The 21,338-nt window shown below is 72.0% G+C and carries 19 protein-coding genes and 1 pseudogene; 6 read left to right on the forward strand and 14 right to left on the reverse strand.

Annotated elements, in window-relative coordinates:
* Window positions 1-283: pseudogene (locus tag FNX44_RS28545) on the reverse strand (hypothetical protein); the annotation flags it as partial.
* A gap of 111 nt (window positions 284-394) precedes the next feature.
* Between FNX44_RS28545 and FNX44_RS08640 the strand changes: the two are divergent.
* A complete protein-coding gene (locus FNX44_RS08640) occupies window positions 395-1,417 on the forward strand; it encodes an adenosine deaminase (protein WP_143647406.1) in 1,023 nt (340 codons plus the stop codon).
* 86 nt (window positions 1,418-1,503) lie between these two features.
* On the opposite strand, the gene FNX44_RS08645 is transcribed toward FNX44_RS08640, so the two are convergent.
* The gene (locus FNX44_RS08645) at window positions 1,504-2,937 is read right to left on the reverse strand and encodes a gamma-aminobutyraldehyde dehydrogenase (RefSeq protein ID WP_143647407.1); all 1,434 of its coding nucleotides are present in this window, start codon (window positions 2,935-2,937) and stop codon (window positions 1,504-1,506) included.
* A gap of 180 nt (window positions 2,938-3,117) precedes the next feature.
* On the opposite strand from FNX44_RS08645, the gene FNX44_RS08650 reads away from it, so the two are divergent.
* From FNX44_RS08650 to FNX44_RS08665, 4 genes are all read left to right on the forward strand, one after another.
* Window positions 3,118-3,597 (forward strand): Lrp/AsnC family transcriptional regulator, encoded by a 480-nt coding sequence (locus FNX44_RS08650; protein WP_407699099.1) that lies wholly within the window; start codon window positions 3,118-3,120, stop codon window positions 3,595-3,597.
* Complete coding sequence (locus FNX44_RS08655) at window positions 3,582-4,961, forward strand: aspartate aminotransferase family protein (RefSeq protein ID WP_143647409.1); 1,380 nt, start codon at window positions 3,582-3,584, stop codon at window positions 4,959-4,961. The genes FNX44_RS08650 and FNX44_RS08655 overlap by 16 nt, the downstream gene beginning before the upstream one ends.
* Window positions 4,962-5,333: 372 nt before the next feature.
* The gene (locus tag FNX44_RS08660; RefSeq protein WP_143647410.1) at window positions 5,334-6,125 is read left to right on the forward strand and encodes an ABC transporter ATP-binding protein; all 792 of its coding nucleotides are present in this window, start codon (window positions 5,334-5,336) and stop codon (window positions 6,123-6,125) included.
* The gene (locus FNX44_RS08665; RefSeq protein WP_143647411.1) at window positions 6,107-7,234 is read left to right on the forward strand and encodes a hypothetical protein; all 1,128 of its coding nucleotides are present in this window, start codon (window positions 6,107-6,109) and stop codon (window positions 7,232-7,234) included. Before FNX44_RS08660 ends, FNX44_RS08665 begins: the two co-directional genes overlap by 19 nt.
* A gap of 46 nt (window positions 7,235-7,280) precedes the next feature.
* Here the strand turns inward: FNX44_RS08665 and FNX44_RS08670 are convergent, their stop codons facing one another.
* The 9 genes from FNX44_RS08670 to rpsB form a co-directional block, all read right to left on the reverse strand.
* Window positions 7,281-8,360: an ABC transporter ATP-binding protein gene (locus tag FNX44_RS08670; RefSeq protein ID WP_143647412.1), complete on the reverse strand. Its 1,080-nt coding sequence runs from the start codon at window positions 8,358-8,360 to the stop codon at window positions 7,281-7,283.
* Window positions 8,360-9,988, reverse strand: coding sequence for an ABC transporter permease (locus FNX44_RS08675; RefSeq protein ID WP_143647422.1), 1,629 nt, complete (start codon window positions 9,986-9,988; stop codon window positions 8,360-8,362). Before FNX44_RS08675 ends, FNX44_RS08670 begins: the two co-directional genes overlap by 1 nt.
* A 122-nt stretch (window positions 9,989-10,110) precedes the next feature.
* Entirely contained in the window at window positions 10,111-11,181 is a 1,071-nt protein-coding gene (locus FNX44_RS08680; protein WP_143647413.1) for a thiamine ABC transporter substrate-binding protein, read from the reverse strand.
* A gap of 213 nt (window positions 11,182-11,394) precedes the next feature.
* Window positions 11,395-12,516: a dual-specificity RNA methyltransferase RlmN gene (gene rlmN, locus FNX44_RS08685; RefSeq protein WP_143647414.1), complete on the reverse strand. Its 1,122-nt coding sequence runs from the start codon at window positions 12,514-12,516 to the stop codon at window positions 11,395-11,397.
* Window positions 12,517-12,705: 189 nt separating this feature from the next.
* Window positions 12,706-13,788, reverse strand: coding sequence for a phosphatidate cytidylyltransferase (locus FNX44_RS08690; RefSeq protein ID WP_143647415.1), 1,083 nt, complete (start codon window positions 13,786-13,788; stop codon window positions 12,706-12,708).
* Between the two features lie 48 nt (window positions 13,789-13,836).
* On the reverse strand, window positions 13,837-14,394 hold the full coding sequence (frr, locus tag FNX44_RS08695; RefSeq protein ID WP_143647416.1) for a ribosome recycling factor: 558 nt from the start codon (window positions 14,392-14,394) through the stop codon (window positions 13,837-13,839).
* A 48-nt stretch (window positions 14,395-14,442) separates the two neighbouring features.
* Window positions 14,443-15,192, reverse strand: coding sequence for a UMP kinase (pyrH, locus tag FNX44_RS08700; protein WP_143647417.1), 750 nt, complete (start codon window positions 15,190-15,192; stop codon window positions 14,443-14,445).
* Between the two features lie 208 nt (window positions 15,193-15,400).
* The gene (tsf, locus tag FNX44_RS08705; RefSeq protein WP_143647418.1) at window positions 15,401-16,234 is read right to left on the reverse strand and encodes a translation elongation factor Ts; all 834 of its coding nucleotides are present in this window, start codon (window positions 16,232-16,234) and stop codon (window positions 15,401-15,403) included.
* Between the two features lie 240 nt (window positions 16,235-16,474).
* Window positions 16,475-17,383: a 30S ribosomal protein S2 gene (gene rpsB, locus FNX44_RS08710; protein WP_143647419.1), complete on the reverse strand. Its 909-nt coding sequence runs from the start codon at window positions 17,381-17,383 to the stop codon at window positions 16,475-16,477.
* Window positions 17,384-17,700: 317 nt separating this feature from the next.
* Here rpsB and FNX44_RS08715 point away from each other — a divergent pair, with 317 nt between their 5' ends.
* On the forward strand, window positions 17,701-18,339 hold the full coding sequence (locus FNX44_RS08715; RefSeq protein ID WP_143647420.1) for a M23 family metallopeptidase: 639 nt from the start codon (window positions 17,701-17,703) through the stop codon (window positions 18,337-18,339).
* 40 nt (window positions 18,340-18,379) lie between these two features.
* Here FNX44_RS08715 and FNX44_RS08720 read toward each other — a convergent pair whose 3' ends face one another.
* From FNX44_RS08720 to dprA, 3 genes are all read right to left on the reverse strand, one after another.
* Window positions 18,380-18,928 (reverse strand): TetR/AcrR family transcriptional regulator, encoded by a 549-nt coding sequence (locus FNX44_RS08720; protein ID WP_143647423.1) that lies wholly within the window; start codon window positions 18,926-18,928, stop codon window positions 18,380-18,382.
* A gap of 137 nt (window positions 18,929-19,065) precedes the next feature.
* Window positions 19,066-19,890: an RNA polymerase sigma factor WhiG gene (whiG, locus tag FNX44_RS08725; RefSeq protein ID WP_143647421.1), complete on the reverse strand. Its 825-nt coding sequence runs from the start codon at window positions 19,888-19,890 to the stop codon at window positions 19,066-19,068.
* A gap of 328 nt (window positions 19,891-20,218) precedes the next feature.
* Window positions 20,219-21,338 (reverse strand): DNA-processing protein DprA (gene dprA / locus FNX44_RS08730; RefSeq protein WP_438948029.1); only part of this gene is annotated, 1,120 nt, incomplete at its 5' end.

Below are 21,338 nucleotides of genomic sequence, written 5' to 3' on the forward strand. Positions count from 1 at the left end.
GGTACGGCTGCCCGGCGCCGGGCGGCGGGGAGGGCGCCTGCGGCACCGGAGGGAGCTCGGCTCCGGCATGAGGTGCGTGCGGGGTGTGTGGGCCGCCGCCCACCGGGCCGGGCGGCGGCGCGATCGGCACGCCCGCTCCCTCGGGCGGCGCGGGCGGTGTCACGGGCGGCGCGGGCGGCGCGGGCCGCGCTTCCGGCGCCTCCTGCGGCGCGCTCGGCTTCTCCAGCGGGACGGCGGGCGTGGGCGCGTCCGCGTCGTGCCGCCGGTCCTGCTCGTCAGCCATGCGGTCCTCTCAAGATCGGTCTGCCCCCCATCGTAGGCGCCGGCCCCCGCCGCGCGTTCGGCGCGTTCCCGCAGGCCTACGATGGGCAGGCCGCTGCCAACGGAGGTTTCCTTGACCGATCTGACCGCCTTCATCGCCGGGCTGCCCAAGGCCGAGCTGCACGTGCACCACGTCGGCTCCGCCTCGCCCCGCATCGTCGCCGAGCTCGCCGCCCGGCATCCGGGCGCGAAGGTCCCCGACGACCCGGACGCGCTCGCGGAGTACTTCACCTTCCGCGACTTCGCGCACTTCGTGGAGATCTACCTCTCGGTGGTGGACCTCATCAGGGACGCCGAGGACGTGCGGCTGCTCACCTACGAGGTGGCCAGGGAGATGGCAGGGCAGAACATCCGGTACGCGGAGCTGACCGTCACGCCCTACAGCTCGACCAACCGGGGCATCCCCGACGGGGCGTTCGTGGAGGCGATCGAGGACGCCCGGGTGGCGGCGGAGAAGGAGCTGGGTGTCGTCCTGCGCTGGTGCTTCGACATCCCCGGCGAGGCGGGGTTGCCGGCGGCCGAGGAGACGGCCCGCATCGCCTGCGAACTCCAACCGGAGGGGCTGGTGTCGTTCGGTCTGGGCGGGCCGGAGATCGGGGTGCCCAGGCCGCAGTTCAAGCCGTACTTCGACCGCGCGATCGCGGCCGGTCTGCGCAGTGTGCCGCACGCGGGCGAGACCACCGGGCCGGAGACCGTGTGGGACGCGCTGACCTCGCTGCGCGCCGAGCGCATCGGGCACGGCACCAGTTCGACGCGCGACCCCAGGCTGCTGGAGCACCTGGCGGAGCGGCGCATCCCCCTGGAGGTGTGTCCGACCTCGAACATCGCCACCCGGGCGGTCACCGATCTCGAGCAGCACCCGCTGAGGGAGATGGTCGCCGCCGGTGTGCTGGTCACGATCAACAGTGACGATCCGCCGATGTTCGGCACCGACCTCAACACCGAGTACCACATCGCCGCACGGCTGTTGGGGCTGGACGCGGCGGGGATCGCGGGGCTGGCGAAGAACGCCGTCGACGCCTCCTTCATGGACGAGGGCGGCAAGAAGGCGCTGCGCGCGGAGATCGACGGCTACCTGCGGGAGTTCGCCGACTGACGGTGCGTCGAACGGGAGCACCACCGGAGACGGCGGGGGCCGGGGAGCACCGCGCTCCCCGGCCCCCGCCGTCGGTTCGGGCCGCCTTACAGGGCGGTCATGACGTGCTTGACGCGGGTGTAGTCGTCGAAGCCGTAGGCGGAGAGGTCCTTGCCGTAGCCGGACTTCTTGAAGCCGCCGTGCGGCATCTCGGCGACCAGCGGGATGTGGGTGTTGATCCACACGCAGCCGAAATCGAGGTTCTTCGACAGCCGCATGGCACGGCCGTGGTCCTTGGTCCACACCGAGGAGGCCAGGGCGTACTCGACGCCGTTGGCCCACTCGACGGCCTGCCCCTCGTCGGAGAACTTCTGCACGGTGATGACCGGGCCGAAGACCTCGTTCTGGATGATCTCGTCGTCCTGGCGCAGCCCGGAGACGACGGTCGGGGCGAAGAAGTAGCCCTTGTCGCCGACCCGTTCGCCGCCCGTCTCAACCTTGGCGTGCGCCGGGAGGCGGTCGATGAAGCCCTGCACCTTCTCCAGGTGGACCGGGTTGTTCAGCGGTCCGTAGGCGCAGTCCTCGTCGGTGATGTCGCCTGTCTTGACCTCGCCGGCGGCCTTGGCGAGGGCGGCCACGAACTCGTCGTGCACGTCCTCGTGGACGAGCACCCGGGTGGCGGCCGTGCAGTCCTGACCGGCGTTGAAGAAGCCGGCGTCGCGGATGCCCTCGACGGCGGACGACAGGTCGGCGTCGTCGAAGACCACGACCGGGGCCTTGCCGCCCAGTTCGAGGTGGACGCGCTTGACGTCCTTGGCGGCGCTGGCGGCCACCTCCATGCCGGCGCGTACCGAGCCGGTGATGGAGGCCATCGCCGGGGTGGCGTGCTCGACCATCAGGCGGCCGGTGTCGCGGTCGCCGCAGACGACGTTGAAGACGCCCTTGGGCAGGATGCCGCCGAGCACCTCGGCGAGGAAGACCGCGGAGGCGGGGGTGGTGTCGGAGGGCTTGAGCACCACGGTGTTGCCCGCCGCGATGGCCGGGGCGAACTTCCACACCGCCATCATCATCGGGTAGTTCCACGGCGCGACCTGGGCGCAAACGCCCACCGGCTCACGCCGGACGAAGGAGGTCATGCCCTCCATGTACTCGCCGGCGGACTTGCCCTCGAGCATGCGGGCGGCGCCGGCGAAGAAGCGGATCTGGTCGAGCATCATCGGCAGCTCCTCCTGCCGGGTCAGCTCGAGCGGCTTGCCGGTGTCGCGGCACTCGACGTCCAGCAGTTCGTCGGCACGCTCCTCCAGCGCGTCGGCGATCTTGAGGAGGGCGAGCTGGCGGGTGCCCGGGGTGGCGTCGCGCCAGGCCGGGAACGCGGCTTCGGCCGCGGCCATGGCGGCGTCGACGTCCGCGGCCGAGGACAACGCGGCCTCCGCGTACGTCTCGCCCGTGGCCGGGTCGACCACCTCCGTGGTCCGCCCGTCAGCGGCATCCCGGAACTCGCCGTCGATGTAGTTGCGCAGTCGACGCAGCTCGGTGGTCACTGTTGCACCCTCCTGCTCCATTGTCCGATGGGTGAGACCCCCACACTAACCGGAATCTCCACGTATTCAACAGGGCGCCAAGCTCTCGATTGCGGATTCCGTCGCTTTGAGCATGATCAGCTACGAATTACATCGCTCATGGGTTGCGCGAACGACGAGTCCTCGTGCACAGTGAAGAACGTGGCTCGTGACTCGAAGAAACCGAACGGCTCGGCGTCGATCGACGCCGTCTCCCTGGCGATCATCGAACAGCTCCAGGAGGACGGCCGCCGACCGTACGCCGCCATCGGGAAGGCCGTCGGTCTCTCCGAGGCGGCGGTGCGGCAGCGGGTGCAGAAGCTGCTCGACCAGGGCGCCATGCAGATCGTCGCCGTCACCGACCCGCTCACCGTCGGCCTGCGCAGGCAGGCGATGGTCGGGATCAACGTGGAAGGCGATCTCGAGCCGGTGGCCGACGCTCTCGCCGAGCTGAACGAGGTCGAGTACGTCGTCATCACAGCGGGCTCCTTCGACCTGATCGTGGAGATCGTCTGCGAGGACGACGAACACCTCCTCGAAATGATCAACAAGCGGATCAGGACGCTGCCCGGCGTCCGGTCCACAGAGAGCTTCGTCTACCTCAAGCTGCGCAAGCAGACCTACACATGGGGAACTCGATAACCGTGAGCAAGGATCTCTCCCAAACCGCCTACGACCATCTGTGGATGCACTTCACCCGGATGTCGTCGTACCAGGCCGCCCCCGTGCCGACCATCGTCCGCGGCGAAGGCACCTCCGTCTTCGACGACAAGGGCAAGCGCTACATCGACGGGCTGGCCGGGCTGTTCGTCGTGCAGGCTGGTCACGGCCGTACCGAACTCGCCGAGGTCGCCGCCAAGCAGGCCGCCGAGCTGGCCTTCTTCCCCGTGTGGTCCTACGCCCACCCCAAGGCCGTCGAGCTGGCCGAGCGGCTGGCCCACCACGCCCCCGGCGACCTCAACAAGGTCTTCTTCACCACCGGTGGCGGTGAGGCCGTCGAGACCGCCTGGAAGCTCGCGAAGCAGTACCACAAGCTGACCGGCAACCCCCTGAAGTACAAGGTCATCTCACGGGCGGTCGCCTACCACGGCACCCCGCAGGGCGCGCTTTCCATCACCGGTCTGCCGGCGCTCAAGGCCCCCTTCGAGCCGCTGGTCCCCGGCGCGCACAAGGTGCCCAACACCAACATCTACCGGGCCCCGCTGCACGGCGACGACCCGGAGGCGTTCGGCCGCTGGGCCGCCGACCAGATCGAGCAGCAGATCCTGTTCGAGGGCCCGGAGACCGTCGCCGCGGTCTTCCTGGAGCCGGTGCAGAACGCCGGCGGCTGCTTCCCGCCGCCGCCCGGCTACTTCCAGCGGGTCCGGGAGATCTGCGACCAGTACGACGTGCTGCTCGTCTCCGACGAGGTCATCTGCGCCTTCGGACGGCTCGGCACCGTCTTCGCCTGTGACAAGTTCGACTACGTGCCGGACATCATCACCTGTGCCAAGGGCATGACCTCCGGTTACTCGCCGATCGGCGCCACGATCGTCTCCGACCGGATCGCCGAGCCGTTCTACAAGGGCGACAACGTCTTCCTGCACGGCTACACCTTCGGCGGCCACCCGGTGTCCTCCGCGGTCGCCCTGGCCAACCTGGACATCTTCGAGCGCGAGCAGCTGAACAAGCACGTGCTGGAGAACGAGAGCGCCTTCCACCAGACGCTCTCCAAGCTGCACGACCTGCCGATCGTCGGCGACGTGCGCGGCAACGGCTTCTTCTACGGCATCGAGCTGGTGAAGGACAAGACCACCAAGGAGAGCTTCAACGAGGAGGAGACCGAGCGCGTCCTGTACGGCTACCTCTCCAAGGCGCTCTTCGACAACGGTCTGTACTGCCGGGCCGACGACCGCGGCGACCCCGTCATCCAGCTCGCGCCGCCGCTGATCGCCGACCAGGCGCTGTTCGACGAGATCGAGCAGATCCTGCGGGGCGTCCTCACCGAGGCGTGGACGAAGCTCTGAGCCCCGCGCGCCGCTGAGCGGCTCCCCCGCGGACCGGCAGCCACGCGGCGTGTGCCCTCGCCGCCGCTGCCCCGCCCCGCGCCTCTCCCCCGGCGCACGCGGGCGACCGGCCCCCGGAACCACACCGACGGTTCCGGGGGCCGTCCGCGTCCTCCGCCCGGGAGGGGGCAGCCGGCCGGGAAGGGGCGCCCGCCCGAGCGGGGACGCCCGGCTCCACCCGCACCGAAGCTTTCACCCGCAAGAGCTAACTCAGTGGGGATCCGCCCCCTTCCGCGCCGGTCGCCGCCCCTGCGGTCCGTACCGTTCAGTGACGGATGTCCCCGGTACTCGTTCACCCTGCCGGGGGTTGTCACGAGCCGGAGGTGAGCGCTGGTGTCCGCCAAGGTGGCTCCACCCGACAACGATGTGCTCTGGGCGCGCGGGCTGGACTGCGCGCACCAGGGCTCCCCCGCGCTGACCGGGGTCTCGATCGCGGTCCGCGACTCCGAGGTCCTGGTGGTCGCCGGGGCGCGCGGCAGCGGGAAGACGACGCTGCTGCGCTGTCTGTCCGGCCGGCTGCGGCCGGACGCCGGCGAGGTGTGGTTCAACAGCGTGCCGCTGCACGTCCTGGCGCCGCGCGCCCGCGACCGGCTGCGCCGGGACCGCTTCGGCTGGGTCGGCAGCACCCCAGAGCTCGTGCCCGAGCTGGCCGCCTGGGAGAACGCCGCGCTGCCGCTGCTGCTCTCCGGCGTCTCCGGCCGCACGGCCAGACGCACCGCCCTGGAGTGGTTGGAACGGCTGGACGTCGGCGACTGCGCCTCCCGACGGCCCGCCGCGCTGCTCCAGTCCGAACGGCAGCGCGTCGCCATCGCCCGCTCCCTGGTGCACCGGCCGACCGTGCTGTTCGCCGACGAGCCCACCGCGCCGCTGCACCGCCACGAGCGCACCGCCGTGCTGCGGACGCTCACCACCGCCGCCCGCTCCCACGGCATCACCGTCATCCTCACCGCGCAGGAACCGCTCGGCCTCCCCCGCCCCGCCGGCACCGCGGCGCCGGCCGACCGCCGGCCGCCGGAGATCCCGGTCGCCGACCGCGTCCTCACCCTCGTCGACGGCCGGCTCACCGCCGGCGGCAGCCTTTCGGCCGGCCCCCGGGACACCACACCGTGCTCGCTCTCCGCCTGATCCGCGGCACCCGGCCGACGGCACAGCTCCGCCGGCTGCTGGTGGCCCTCGCGGCCGGCGGCGTCGGCTTCCTGCTGCTCGGCGCGCTCGGCTATGCCCTCGACCACCCCGGCGATCCCGGCCCTGCGCTCGTGCGGCTGCTGTGGTGCCTGATCCCGCTGGCCGCCGTGGTACAGCTGGCCGTCGCGGTGGCGCGCCGCGACCCCGGGGCCGAACAGCGGACCGGGCTGGACGCGGCGGGACTGGGCCCCACCGGACTGGCCCGGCTGGCCGCCGTCTCCACCGCCGTGTCCATGCTGCTTGGCAGCGCGCTGGCGCTGCTGGTCTTCCTCCATCTGCGCGGCGACGTGGCGGGCCTGCCCTTCGACGGCTCGGCCGGTGACGGGCTCGCCGCCCGCCGCGGCCTGCCCGTCCCGGCGACCCTGACGCTGCTGTTGCTACCACCGACGGCGGCGGTAGTCGCGACCGCACGCGCGCTGCGCCCCAGGCCGCCGGCCGCCCGACCGGAGGCCGAACGACGTGGCATCCCGGTCACACTGCCGTGGGCGGCGGCGCTGGTGGCGACGGGCCTCACCGTCGAGGGGTACGCCGCCCGCGACCTGCCCGGCGGTGCCGGACCGGCCGAGGGCATGGCGACCGGAGTGCTCGCCGGCTGGCTGCTGATCGCGGCCGGACTGGTTTTGGCCGGGCCCGCCGCGACCGAGCTGGCCGGTCGGCTGCTGACCGCCTGGCGCCCCGGGGCGGTGCGGCTGCTGGCCGGACGGGTGCTGCTCGCGGACGCCGGACGGCTCGGCGGTCCGGTCGGTGTGCTGACGGCGGTCGCGTGGAGCGCCCTGACGGCGGCCCTGCTTTACGGCGCCGAACTGCTGGGCCCCTTCACCGTGTTGGGCGCGGCGGTGGTCGTCGGCTGCGCGGTCGGCACGGTGTGGGTGACCGCCGGCCGGGGCCGGGAGGAACGGGCCACGACCAGCGACGGACTCCGGGACCTGGGCGCGTCGGTCGGGCTGCTGCGGCGGGCGGCGGCGCTGCGGGTGGCCGTGCCGGCGCTGCTGCTGCTTCCGGTGGTGCTGGCCGTCGCCCAGCTCGCGACGCTGCCGCTGACGGGTTGAGCCGGCGCCGCCTGGCTCAGTGCTCCGGGGTTCAGTCCTCCGGGGTTCAGTCCTCCGGGGGGAGGCGGACGATCTCGGCGGCGTCGAAGGACACGGTGACCTTCTCTCCCGGAGAGGGTGCGCCGCGCAGCGGGACCGTCGCCTCCAGATCAGGGCCGCGGTCCGGCCGCAGGGCCAGCACGACGTGGTCGCCCCGGAAGGTGCGGGCGAGTACCCGGCAGCGCAGCACGTCGCCGACGTCCGCCGCGTGGTCGTCGGCCGCGTGGTCGTCGGCCGCGTGGTCGTCCGGGCCCAGCCGGACCCCGGCCGGCCGCACCAGCAGTGTCGCGGGCCCGGGCGGCGTGCCGTCGGGCACCGGGAGCGTCCCCCAGGGGGTCTTCGCGGACCGTCCGGTGACGGTCGCCGGCACCACGTTGTCAAAGCCGAGGAAGCGGGCGACAAACGCGGAGGCCGGGCGCTGCCACACCTCCGGCGGAGTGCCGCTCTGCGCGATCCGCCCGTCCCGCATCACCAACACCCGGTCTGCCAGCGCGAAGGCCTCGCCCTGGTCGTGGGTGACGGCGAGCACGGTGGTGCCGAGTTGGTGGAAGAGCTGGCGCAGTTCGACGACGAGCCGTTCGCGCAGGCTGCGGTCGAGCTGGCCCAGCGGCTCGTCGAGCATCAGCAGCGCAGGGCTCGGGGCGAGCGCCCTGGCGAGGGCGACCCGCTGCTGTTCGCCGCCGGAGAGCGAGCCGACGGCCCGTCGTTGCGCGTCCGGCAGCCCGACCATGGCCAGCAGTTCGGCGACCCGGCGTTCGGCCTCCGCTCGTCCGGCGCCGCGCATCCGCAGCCCGAAGGCGACGTTGCGGCCGACGTCCCGCTGGGGGAAGAGCTGGTGGTCCTGGAACATCAGCCCGACGCCCCGGCGGTGCACGGGCACCCCGGCCAGGTCCCGGCCGCCGAGGGTGATCTCACCGGTGCTGATCTCCTGGAGTCCGGCCACCGACCGCAGCAGGGTGGACTTCCCGCTGCCGCTCGGGCCGAGCACGCAGACCGTCTCGCGCTCGGCGACGTCGAGGTCGACGGAGTCCAGGACGGCCCGCCCGCCCAGGCGCACGGTCACCGACCGCAGTGTCAACGACGACATCAGAACTCCCCGGAGCGGTTGACCCGTACGCGTTCGAGCAGCAGTAGCACGCCCGCGCACACCAGCATCAGGATGGTGCTCAGCGCCATCGCCATCCCGTAGTTGTACTCGCCGGCCCGGCCCAGCAGCCGGGCCACCGCGACCGGCAGGGTGGGGCTGTCGGGTCGGGCGATGAACACCGTTGCGCCGAACTCGCCGAGCGACACGGCAAAAGCGAAGCCCGCCGCGATCAGACCGGCCCGGCTCACCAGCGGCAGGTCGACCTCCCGCCAGGCCCGCCACGGTGAGGCGCCCAGCACCGCCGCGGCCTCCCGCAGCCGTTCGTCGACCGCGCGCAGCACGGGCAGCATCGTGCGCACCACAAACGGCACGCCGACCAGCGCCTGGGCGAGCGGCACCAGGATCCACGAGGAGCGCAGGTCCAGCGGCGGCTCGTCCAGCGTGATCAGGAAGCCGAAGCCGACGGTGACGGCCGAGACGCCCAACGGCAGCATCAGCAGCGCGTCGAAGCCCCGGACGAGCGGCCCTGCGCGGCGGGTGAGCGCGGCGGCGGCGAGCGTGCCGACGGCGACCGCGATCAGGGTGGCGACGGCGGCGTAGGCGAGCGAGTTGCCGACGGCCTCCAGCGGCGGCACCACAAAGGCGCTGGAGGCGTCCGCCTGTTCGGCCAGCGCCCGGTAGAAGGCGAGGCCGTACCCGCCGGGAGCGGACAGCGAACGCTCCACGAGCACCGCGAGCGGCAGCACCAACAGCACGGCCACGATCAGCAGTTGTGACCAGAGGAAGGCCCACTGTCCGACGCCGCGCGGCCGCCGCGCGGCGTGCTCGGCGGCGACCAGCCGCAGCGCGCTCTCCCGGCGGCGGACCGTCCAGGCGTGCACGGCGAGCATCGCGGCGACGGCGGCCAGTTGCAGCAGGCTCAGCACGGCGGCCGTCGGCAGGTCGAGGAACTGCGCGGTCTGCCGGTAGATCTCCACCTCCAGCGTCGCGTACCGGGCGCCGCCGAGCACCTGGATGACGCCGAAGGAGGTGAAGGTGAACAGGAACACCATCAGCGCGGCGGCGGCGACCGCCGGCACCAGCGCCGGCAGCGTGATCCGCCGCCAGGCGGTGAACCGGCCGGCGCCCAGCACCCGGGCGGCCTCCTCCTGCCGGGGGTCCAGCTGGCTCCACAGCCCGCCGACGGTCCGTACGACCACGGCGTAGTTGAAGAAGACGTGCGCGAGCAGGATCGCCCACACGCTGGTGTCCAGCCGCAGCCCCCAGGCCTCGTCCAGCACACCGCCCCGGCCGACGAGCGCCAGGAAGGCGGAGCCGACCACCACCGTCGGCAGCACGAACGGCACGGTGACCACCGCCCGCAGCAGTCGCTTTCCGGGGAAGTCGAAGCGGGCGAGTGCGTAGGCGCCGGGCAGCGCCACCAGCAGCGTCAGCGCGGTGGACGCGGCGGCCTGCCAGACCGTGAACCACAGCACGTCGAGCGTGTCGGGCGAGGTCAGCACCTCGGCCGCCCGGCCGAACTGCCAGCGGCCGTCCTCGCGCAGCCCCCGGCCGACGATCGTGGCGACCGGGTAGCCGAAGAAGAGCGCGAAGAACGTCACCGGCACGGCCATCAGGCCGAGCCGCACCGCCAGCGCGCGGCGCGCGGCGGACCGCCCCGACGGCCGTGCGCCGTCGGGGCCCTCGCGGAGGTGTTCACTCGGGGGCGGGGCCGCCACGGGCAGGTCGGCCGTGGCGACCGCCCGCGCCGCTACCTCATCAGGCTGGCCCACTGCTTGACCCACTGCTCCCGGTTCGCCTCGATGTCCTCGGGCGCGACCGCGTGCGGCTTCTCGATCTCCGCGCCGTAGCGGGTGAAGACCTCGGGAAGCTCGACGTCGGCGCGGGCCGGGTGGACCCACATGTTCAGCGGGAGGTCCTTCTGGAACTCCTCGCCCGCGAGGAAGTCGAGCAGGGCCTTGCCGCCCTCGGGGTTCTTGGCGCCCTCCAGCAGACCGGCGAACTCGATCTGGCGGAAGCAGGTACCGGTGGAGACCCCGGTGGGCGCCTTGGCCGGCTTCTTGTCCTCGCCGTAGTGCACCTCGGCGGGCGGGCTGCTGGCGTAGGAGACCACCAGCGGGCGGTCGCCCTTGGCCCGGCCGCTCGCGGAGCCGGTGAAGCGGTCGTTGTAAGCCTGCTCCCAGCCGTCCACCATGGCCACGCCGTTGGCCTTCAGCTTCTTCCAGTAGTCCTGCCAGCCGTCCTCGCCGTAGGCGCCGACGCTGGCGAGCAGGAAGGCGAGACCGGGTGAGGAGGTGGCCGCGTTCTGCACGACCAGCATGTCCTTGTACTCGGGCTTGACCAGGTCGTCGAGGGTCTTCGGCGGGGCGAGCTTCTTCCGCTCGAAGTAGGCGCGGTCGTAGTTGACGCAGACGTCCCCGTGGTCGATCGGGGTGACCCGGTTCTTCTCGGCGTCGAGCTGGAGCTGCCGGGGGATCTCCGACAGGCCCTCGGCCTTGTGGGGTGTGAAGATGCCGGCGTCCAGCGCCTTGGAGAGCAGCGCGTTGTCCACGCCGAAGAAGACGTCGCCCTGCGGGTTGCCCTTGCTGAGGATGGCCTGGTTCACCGCCGCCCCGGCGTCGTCTGCCCGCAGCACCCTGACCTTCACCCCCGACTTCTCGGTGAACGCGTCGAGCACGTCCTTGGAGACCTCGAAGGACTGGTGCGTCACCAGGGTGACGCTGCCGCCGCCGTCGCTCCCACCGCCGCCGTCGGTGCCGCAGGCGGCCAGCAGGCAGGAACCGAGTACGACCGACACGGCGGTCGCTGTTGTGCGCTTCATCGTGCTGCTTTCGGGTACGGGCGAGCGCACAGCAAGGAGAGGTACCGAACTTCCTACCCAGCATGACCTGGGCGAGGTTCGAGGGTCTGCGGCCTGACGGTGCCGCACTCTCAGCGCTGCGAGCGCTCCCCTGTCGGAAAAACGAGTGGTGTGTTCGAACGATAGCAGTCGGCCCCGACAGCGCCCGGGGCGCGCGGGGCCGCCGCGGGAGGGTCAGCTGCCGGAGGTCTCGCTGGCGGCGAGCTGGCCGCAGGCGCCGTCGATCTCCTGGCCCCGGGTGTCCCGGACGGTCACCGGTACGCCGTGCGCGGCGAGCGCCTCGACGAACGCCCGCTCGTCCTCCGGCCGGGAGGCCGTCCACTTGGAGCCGGGCGTGGGGTTGAGCGGGATGAGGTTCACGTGCGCCCGGCGGCCCTTCAGCAGCCGGCCGAGCAGGTCGGCCCGCCAGGCCTGGTCGTTGATGTCCCGGATCAGCGCGTACTCGATGGACACCCGACGGCCGGACCGCGCCGCGTACTCCCAGGCGGCGTCCAGCACCTCGCGCACCTTCCAGCGGGTGTTGACCGGGACGAGAGTGTCCCGCAGCTCGTCGTCCGGCGCGTGCAGCGAGACGGCCAGCCGGCACTTGAAGCCCTCGTCGGCGAACCGCAGCATCGCCGGCACCAGGCCGACCGTGGAGACCGTGATGCCGCGCTGGGAGAGCCCGAGGCCGTCCGGCGCCGGGTCGGTGAGCCGGCGGATGGCGCCGACCACCCGGTTGTAGTTCGCCAGCGGCTCGCCCATGCCCATGAAGACGATGTTGGACAGCCGCGCCGGGCCGCCGGGTACCTCGCCGTCCCGCAGCGCCCGCATGCCGTCCACGATCTGGTGGACGATCTCGGCGGTCGACAGGTTGCGGTCGAGTCCGGCCTGTCCGGTGGCGCAGAACGGGCAGTTCATGCCGCAGCCGGCCTGTGAGGAGATGCACATGGTGACCCGGTCCGGGTAGCGCATCAGCACGGACTCGACCAGTGTGCCGTCGTGCAGCCGCCACAGGGTCTTGCGGGTGGTGTCGTCGTCGCAGGAGATGTTCCGGACGACGGTCATCAGCTCGGGCAGCAGTTCGGCAGCCAGCCGTTCGCGGGCGGCGGCCGGGATGTCAGTCCAGTCGGCCGGGTCCTGGGTGAAGCGCGCGAAGTAGTGCTGGGAGAGCTGCTTGGCGCGGAACGGCTTCTCGCCGATCGCGGTCAGTGCCTCACGACGCTCGGCCGGGCTCAGGTCCGCCAGGTGCCGGGGCGGCTTCTTGGCACCTCGCGGAGCGACGAAGGTCAGCTCTCCGGGCTTGGGCGGCGTCATGCGGGTCTCCTAAAGCGTCGGGGGCGAGGCCGGCGACGCCCCCGGCCGGTGGCCTGGCAGGGCGGAGGGCGCGCAGTCAGCGCCGGGAGACCTCACGAAGCGGCCCCGGCACTCCCGGGGCGATAGGGCCCGCCGACGTGAGACGACAGGCCCTACCAGGGTAACGGGTTCCGCGGGGGATTCGCCGGGTCAGCCGGCGCCGACGAACACCACCAGCAGCAGCCAGACGACCGGGGCCGTGGGGAGCAGCGAGTCCAGCCGGTCCATGATGCCGCCGTGGCCCGGCAGCAGCGTGCCCATGTCCTTGATGTCGAGATCGCGCTTGATCATGGACTCGCCGAGGTCGCCCAGCGTGGCGCTGGCCGCCACGGCCAGGCCCAGCAGCAGGCCCTGCCACCACTGCCCGCCGTCGATGAGGAACTGCATGCACAGGGCCCCGGCGATCATGGTGGAGGCCACGGCACCCAGCAGACCCTCGCGGGTCTTGCCGGGACTGATGCGCGGCGCCAGCTTGCGACGCCCGAACCGCCAGCCCACCGCGTACGCCCCGGTGTCGCTGACGATCGTCAGCACCAGGAACGTCAGCACTCGCCAAGGGCCGTCGTCGGCGGCGAGCAGCAGCGCCACGAACGTCGCCAGGAACGGCACGTAGAACAGCGTGAACAGCCCCGCGGTGACGTCCCGCAGGTAGTTCTCCGGGGGTTCGGCCATCCGCCACAGCAGCATCGCCAGCGCGGTGAGCGCCAGCAGCACCCAGGCGCCCTCCGCCCCCCTGACGTAGCCGGCGACGACCATCGCCGCGCCGCCCACCGCCAGCGGCACCAGCGGAACGTTGACGCCCTTGCGTTCGGACAGCCGGCTCGTCAGCTCCCACAGACCCACCACGACGGCGGCGGCGACGACCGCGACGAAGGCCTCCTTCACCAGGAAGAGCGAGGCCACGATGACGGCGCCGAGCCCGAGCCCGACGCCTATCGCGGCCGGCAGGTCGCGGCCGGCGCGCTTGCGTCCCGGCGACGGGGTCTCGGGCTGCCGGGAGTCCGACTGACGGGACCGGTCATCCCGGGGCGGGTCGGCCGGAGCCGGTCGACGGGTGTGGTCGTCGTCCCGGCCGGCGCCTTCGGAGGGAACGCCTTCGGAGGGCAGGGGCATGGGCCGAGTCTGCGCCGCGTCGGCGGCCTCGTACACGGGACCCGCCGACGGCGACCGCCCCGGATCGCCGGGATCGCGGTATCCGGCGCTCGGGGACGCACCCCAGGATGAGTCGTTCACTGATGAAGCCCTAAACCTCGTTCCGCGGCACGTGCGCCGAAGGTCCTCTCAGACCTCCAGCAGCTCGGCTTCCTTGTGCTTGAGCAGCTCGTCGACCTGGGCCACGTACTTGGCGGTCGTGTCGTCCAGCTCCTTCTCCGCGCGCCGGCCCTCGTCCTCGCCGATGTCGCCGTCCTTGACGGCCTTGTCGATGGCCTCCTTGGCCTTGCGGCGGATGCTGCGGATGGAGATCTTCGCGTCCTCGCCCTTGCCCTTGGCGACCTTGATGTACTCCTTGCGGCGGTCCTCGGTCAGCTCGGGGAACGTCACCCGGATGATGTTGCCGTCGTTCGACGGGTTGACGCCCAGGTCGGAGTCGCGGATGGCCTGCTCGATGTTGCGCAGCGCGCTCTTGTCGAACGGGGTCACCACGGCCATCCGGGGCTCGGGCACGGAGAACGACGCCAGCTGGTTGATGGGCGTCGGGGCGCCGTAGTAGTCCGCCACGATCTTGTTGAACATCGCCGGGTGCGCACGTCCGGTGCGGATCGCGGCGAAGTCCTCCTTCGCGACGACAACCGCCTTCTCCATCTTCTCCTCGGCCTCGAGGAGGGTCTCTTCGATCACCACGTGCTCCTGGTTCGATGAAAGCGGGTAGGGGTTTTGCCCGGGTGTTCAGCCGCGGGGCGCCTGAACACCAACAAGCGTGCCGATCTTCTCACTCTTGACGGCCCGCGCGATATTGCCCTCGGCCAGCAACTCGAAGACGACGATGGGCAGGCCGTTGTCCCGGCACAGGGTGATCGCGGTCAGGTCGGCGACCTTCAGATCGCGCGCGATGACCTCGTCGTAGCTGAGCGAGTCGAACTTCACCGCGTCCGGGTTCTTCGCCGGGTCGGAGTCGTAGACGCCGTCCACGCCGTTCTTGCCCATCAGCATGGCCTCGGCGTGGATCTCCAGCGCGCGCTGGGCGGCGGTGGTGTCGGTCGAGAAGTACGGCATACCCATACCGGCGCCGAAGATGACCACACGGCCCTTCTCCAGGTGCCGGATCGCCCGCAGCGGAATGTACGGCTCGGCGACCTGACCCATGGTGATCGCGGTCTGCACCCGGGAGTCGATGCCCTCCTTCTCCAGGAAGTCCTGGAGCGCCAGGCAGTTCATCACCGTGCCCAGCATGCCCATGTAGTCCGAGCGCGCGCGGTCCATGCCGCGCTGCTGGAGTTCGGCGCCGCGGAAGAAGTTGCCGCCGCCGATGACCACGGCGATCTGCGCGCCGTCCCGCACCACGGCGGCGATCTCGCGGGCGATCTTGTGCACGACGTCCGGGTCGACGCCGAGGCCTCCGCCGCCGGCGAACGCCTCACCCGAGAGCTTCAGCAGGAAACGGCGGGAGCTGTCGTTGTCGGTCTCTTTGCTGCTCATGAAGTTCTCCTCGTGCACACACGAGGAGGCCCCTGCCCGTGGGTCCTCGCGGCTCCCTGCGGCAACGGCCTCCTCGTCATTCGCTGCGGTGTCCCCCGACGTCCCCGGGCCCCGCCCGGCGAACCGGTCCGGCACCACCGGACTCCGGTACGCCTGACGTCCGGGGCCGGAGCGCGCCGCCGGTCACGACGGCGCGACCCGGCTCAGGTCAGGCGCCGACGCGGAAGCGGGCGAAGCGCTTCAGCGTGACACCGGCCTCGTCCAGGATCTTCTGGACGGACTTCTTGTTGTCCTTCGCGAAGGGCTGGTCCAGAAGGCAGTTCTCCTTCAGGAAACCCTTGACCCGGCCCTCGACGATCTTCGGCAGGGCGGCCTCCGGCTTGCCCTCCTCCTTCGCGGTGGCCTCGGCGACGCGGCGCTCGTTCTCCAGCGTCTCGGCCGGGACGTCCTCAGCGGAGAGGAACTTCGGCGCGAACGCGGCGATGTGCTGAGCGACGTCCTTGGCGATCTCCGCGTTCTCCTTGTCCAGCTCGACCAGGACACCGACCTGCGGCGGCAGGTCGGGGTTGGTGCGGTGGAGGTAGGTGGCGACAAAGCCGCCGGAGAACTGGGCGAACCGGTCGAGGACGATCTTCTCGCCGAGCTCGGCGTTCTTCTCGTCGATGAAGGCCTGGACGGTCTGGCCCGCGATCTCGGAGGCCAGCAGGGCCTCGATGTCGGCCGGCGAGGTCGCGGCGACGTGGGCGGCGATCGTGGCGACGGCGCCCTGGAACTTCTCACCCTTGGCGACGAAGTCCGTCTCGCACTTCAGCTCGACCAGTACGCCGGAGGTGGCGTCGTCGGAGATCTGGGCGGCGACCGCGCCGTTGGAGGCGGTGCGGGACTCGCGCTTGGCGACGCCCTTCTGGCCCTTGACCCGGAGGATCTCGACAGCCTTCTCGACGTTGCCCTCGGCCTCGTCGAGCGCCTTCTTGCAGTCCATCATGCCGGCGCCGGTCAGCTCGCGGAGCTTCTTGACGTCGGCGGCGGTGTAGTTCGCCATCCTTGAGTTCCTTTGTGTCCACCAGCCCGTGCGGCGCTCGCTCGGCGCTCGGCAGGACTGATCCGTCATGAGGTCGCCATGGCGGCCGGATGAGCAGCCCCGCCCGGTGGGACGAGGGTGGTCACGTCAGTGAGCTTGTCCGGATTCCGCTGTGGCGGAGGGGTGGAAGGGCAGGCCGCGGGCGGCGGGAGCGGCCTCGGGTCACCGGGACCCGACTCGCCTGCTCCCGCCGCCCGGATGTCAGGCCTGCTCCGCGGGCTTCTCGTCCGCGGCCTCGGCGGCCGGAGCCTCGGCGGCCGGGGCGTCAGCGGCCTCGGCGGCCGGGGCGTCAGCGGCCGGAGCCTCGGCCTGCTCGGCGTCCTTGGCCTTGGCGGCCTCGCCCTCGAGGAGGTCGCGCTCCCACTCCGGCAGCGGCTCGGCGGCGGCGGACTTCTCGCCGCCCTTGGCCTCGGCGGCACCGGAACGGGCGATCAGACCCTCGGCGACGGCGTCGGCGATCACGCGGGTCAGCAGGGTGACCGAGCGGATCGCGTCGTCGTTGCCCGGGATCTTGTAGTCGACCTCGTCTGGGTCGCAGTTGGTGTCGAGGATCGCGACGACCGGGATGTTGAGCTTGCGGGCCTCGCCGACGGCGATGTGCTCCTTCTTGGTGTCCACGATCCAGACGGCGCTGGGCACCTTCTGCATGTCGCGGATACCGCCGAGGGTCTTCTCCAGCTTGGCCTTCTCGCGGGAGAGGACCAGCAGCTCCTTCTTGGTGAGACCGGAGGCGGCCACGTCCTCGAAGTCGATCTGCTCGAGCTCCTTGAGGCGCTGGAGCCGCTTGTGGACGGTGGAGAAGTTGGTCAGCATGCCGCCGAGCCAGCGCTGGTTCACGAAGGGCATGCCCACCCGGGTGGCCTGCTCCGCGATGGCCTCCTGGGCCTGCTTCTTCGTACCGACGAACATGACGGAGCCGCCGTGAGCGACGGTCTCCTTGACGAACTCGTAGGCGCGGTCGATGTACGACAGCGACTGGAGCAGGTCGATGATGTAGATGCCGTTGCGCTCGGTGAAGATGAAACGCTTCATCTTCGGGTTCCAACGACGGGTCTGGTGACCGAAGTGGACGCCGCTCTCCAGCAGCTCCCGCATCGTGACGACGGCCATGGCCGTACTCCTTGTGTGCATACTCGGTTGTCGGCGCCACCGGGTCGGCGGCGCCCCTGGCGCCCCTGACGCGTGGCACCCGCGACCGTCGCACCTGAGGAGGGGCGGTTCGTCGGGACCGAGTCGGCGGCCACCTCGAAGGGTGGCGGGGCGCGCGAAGTCGACCCGGTGACCCGGGTCGCCACCAGAAGTGTACGGGAACCGCGGGGCGCCGGACGCCACCAGTCCCGGACTGCTCCACGCGGGCGGGGAAGCGAGTTGTCCACAGGTTCGGCTCGGCACTACCGCGAGGGCGGGTGGGGCGTCACTCTGTGTGCATGCGTTCTCCTTCTCGCCCGTTCGCGCTGTTCGTCTCGGGTCCCGTCGCGCTGGTCGCGCTGGTGGTGTCGGGGCTCGCCGCTGCGACGGACCGCGGACCGTCCGACGGGGTGCCGTCGCCCGTGGTGCCGAGGCCCGTGGTGCCGTCGCTCGCCGGGTTGGCGGCGGGGCCGTCGGAGACTTCCGCGCGGGTCCGGCCCTCGCCTGCGATGTGGCCGCTGGCGGAGCCGCTGGTTATACGGGGCTTCGATCCGCCGGCGCAGCCGTGGTCGGCGGGGCACCGGGGGGTGGATCTCGCCGGCGCCGTCGGTCAACCGGTACGCGCCGTGGCGGCAGGCCGTGTCCACTTCGCGGGCCCGGTCGCCGGCCGCCCTGTGGTCTCCGTGGCGCTCGCCGGTACGGGGCGTCCGCCACTGCGCGTGACGTACGAGCCGGTCGACGCGGTGGTCACGACCGGGCAGGAGGTGGCCGCCGGGCAGATACTCGGGACGCTGCGGTCGGGGCCGTCGCACTGCGGCGAGGCGGGCGCCGGGGAACGCCCGTGCCTCCACTGGGGCCTCCGGCGCGGTGAGCGCTATCTGGACCCGCTCTGGCTCGTCCGGCCGCACCACCCGGTGTTGCTGCCGCTGAGCGACTGACTTCGGCTTCCGGCAGCCGGCGCGCCGCCGCGCGGTGAGGTCAGTCCGACCGCCCGCGCACTCCGTTCAGTGCCATGGCGACCGCCGCCTCGGTGATCTCCTCGGGATCCTCCGCCGCACCGAGTTCGATACGGCGGACGGCCGCGTCGACGACGCCCTGGAGCAGCATGGCCGCCAGGCGCGGCTGCTCCTGGCCGAGTTCCTCCAGCGCCTCCACGGTCATGGCGATCAGCCCGCCGTGCGCGGCGCGGATCTTCTCCCTGGCGCCCTGGTCCAGCTCGCCGGCCGAGATCGCCACCACCGCGCGGTGCCGCCGGTCCCCGACCAGCGCGAGCTGGCGGCGCACGTACGCCTCGATCCGGCCCTCCGGCGTGGCGGCCTCGGCCATGGCGGCCTCCACCTCGGCCGCCCAGACCGGGAAGTCCACCGCGCACAGCTCCTCCACCACGGCGGCCCGGGAACGGAAGTACTCGTACACCGAGGAGCGGGCCAAGCCGGTGCGCTCGGCCAGGGCGGGGAAGGTCAACGCGTCGGTGCCTCCCTCGGACAGCAGGGTCCGGGCCGCGTCGAGGAGGGCGCGGCGCTGCATGGTCCGGTGCTCGGCCACGGAGGCCGCTCGAATCCTGGGCACCCGTCCACCATAGAGAAACGGAGGCGTGTGACGGAAGCCGGGCGCAGCGCCGGACCGGTGCGCCCGCCGGTGGCGCCGGCGCGCGCCCCGCGCGGTCAACTGCCCACGTGGGCGAGCTTGGCGCGCAGCTGGAGCACCGACTTGGTGTGGATCTGGCTGACCCGGCTCTCGGTCACACCCAGTACCGCTCCGATCTCCGCGAGCGTCAAGCCCTCGTAGTAGTAGAGGGTGACCACGGTCTTCTCCCGGTCCGGCAGGGTGTTCACCGCCCGCGCGAGCAGCCGCTTGAGTTCGCGGTCCTCGGCGATCTCCACCGGGTTGTCGGCGGCGGTGTCCTCCAGCGTGTCCATCAGGCTCAGCTGGTCGCCGCCCTCACCGCCCAGTTGCAGCGGCTCCTCCAGGGCGACGACGTTGGCAAGCGAGAGCTGGCTGAAGACGCCGTGCAGCTCCTCCACGGCGATGCCCAGCTCGGCGGCGACCTCCGTCTCGCTCGGTGTGCGGCACAGCTCGGCCCCGAGCTTGGCGTACGCGCGCTCCACCTCGCGCGCCTTCTGGCGCACCGAGCGCGGGATCCAGTCGAGTGCGCGGAGTTCGTCGATCATCGCGCCCCGGATGCGGGAGATCGCGTAGGTCTCGAACTTGATCGAGCGCGTCAGGTCGAACTTCTCGATCGCGTCGATCAGCCCGAGCACGCCCGAGGAGACGAAGTCGGCCTGCTCCACCGTGGGCGGCAGGCCGACGCCGACCCGGCCGGCCACGTACTTCACCAGCGGTGAATAGTGCAGGATCAGCTGTTCGCGCAGCCGCTCGTCTGCCGTGTCCTTGTACAGCCGCCACAACTCCTCCACGGAGCTGGGAGCCGGGCGCGCGTCGACGGTTGCCGGAGCAGGGCACGGAGACGCGGTGGTGTGGTGGGGCATTCGTCACCTGGAACAGTTCTGCCGTTGTCGAGGGGGAGCGGGCACGTCGGCTTCGGGGCGGGGCCGACGCTTCGGGCAGTGGGACCTTGGGACCGCGTGGACCGGTCGGAGGGGAACCTCGCGAGCGTAGCGTGACGAGAAGCTCACAACTGGCCAATAGCGTTCGATCTGACATCCGCAGATACGTTCCTCGCGCCGCACCCCGGAGGGAGGAGCCGGTCAGGGACGCGGGCTGGCGGCGCGGCGCGGCCCTCCGATCGGGGTGCATGGCCTCACCCTTTCACTCACCCGCGGCAGTTCAAGGACCGCTCCGTCACCTGTTGGGGTGTCAGCCGGACGGGTGTCCCAGCTGCCAGTACCCGCCGCGGCGCAGGACGAAGCCGAGCGAGGACAGCTCCAGCAGCCGGGCCCTGACCTCCGGCTCCGGCGCCCCGGCCCGATCCGACACCTGGCCGGAAGTGACCGCGGCGTGGGCCGGCAGCAGCTCCAGCACCTCCCGGGTACGAGGATGCAGCAGGTCCCTCGGCAGCACCGGGCCCTCCTCCCTGGGAGCGAGGTCGCCCATCTCCCCGACGAGTTCGATCACCTCGTCCGCATCGGTGACCAGCACGCCCTCCTCTCTGAGCAGTCGGTGCACACCGCCGGACAGCGGCGAGGAGACCGGGCCTGGCACACCCATCACATGGCGGCCGAGAGCCGTCGCGCGGCGGGCGGTGACCAGCGCGCCGCTGCGCAACCGGGCCTCCACGACGACCGTTCCCCTGGCCAGCGCGGCGATCAGCCGGTTGCGCTGGAGGAAGCGGCTCCGGGTGGGGTGGGCGCCGGGGGGCAGCTCGGCCAGCAGCAGCCCCTCCTCGGCGACCCGCTCGATCAGCGCCCGGTGCGCCCGGGGATAGGGCCGGTCGACGCCGCAGGCCAGCACCCCGATGGTCAGCCCGCCGGCGGCGAGCGCGCCCCTGTGGGCGGCGCCGTCCACCCCGTACGCGGCACCGGACACCACACTCCAGCCCCGCTCGGCGAGGCCGCCCGCCAGCCGGGCCGCCGCCCAGGCGCCGTACTCCGTGCATGCTCTGGCCCCCACCACCGCGACCGAGCGCAACGCCGCCAGCCGCAGCGAGCACCGCCCCCTGACCCACAGGCCCAGCGGACGGGCCGGGCCCAGATCGTCGAGCTGCCCCGGCCACTCCCGGTCCCCTGGGCACAGAAAGCGTCCGCCGAGCGCGGCCGACGCGGCCAGGTCCCGCTCGGGCTCGGCCGACGCCAGCCGGGTACGTAACCGCTCCCAGCGCTCGACGGGCACCCGGTCGGGAGGGGTGCCGCCGCGGAGTGCGTCCCACAGGCCGAGCAGGCCGTGGGTGTCGATCAGCGCCCCGACCAGCTCGTCCCCCGGTTCCACCGCCGTACCGAGCGCGGCCCGCGCCAGCCGCTCGGCGTCTGCGGGTGGCGCG

Source organism: Streptomyces alkaliterrae, assembly GCF_007097205.2.
In the GTDB taxonomy this organism is placed as follows: Bacteria; Actinomycetota; Actinomycetes; order Streptomycetales; family Streptomycetaceae; genus Streptomyces; species Streptomyces alkaliterrae.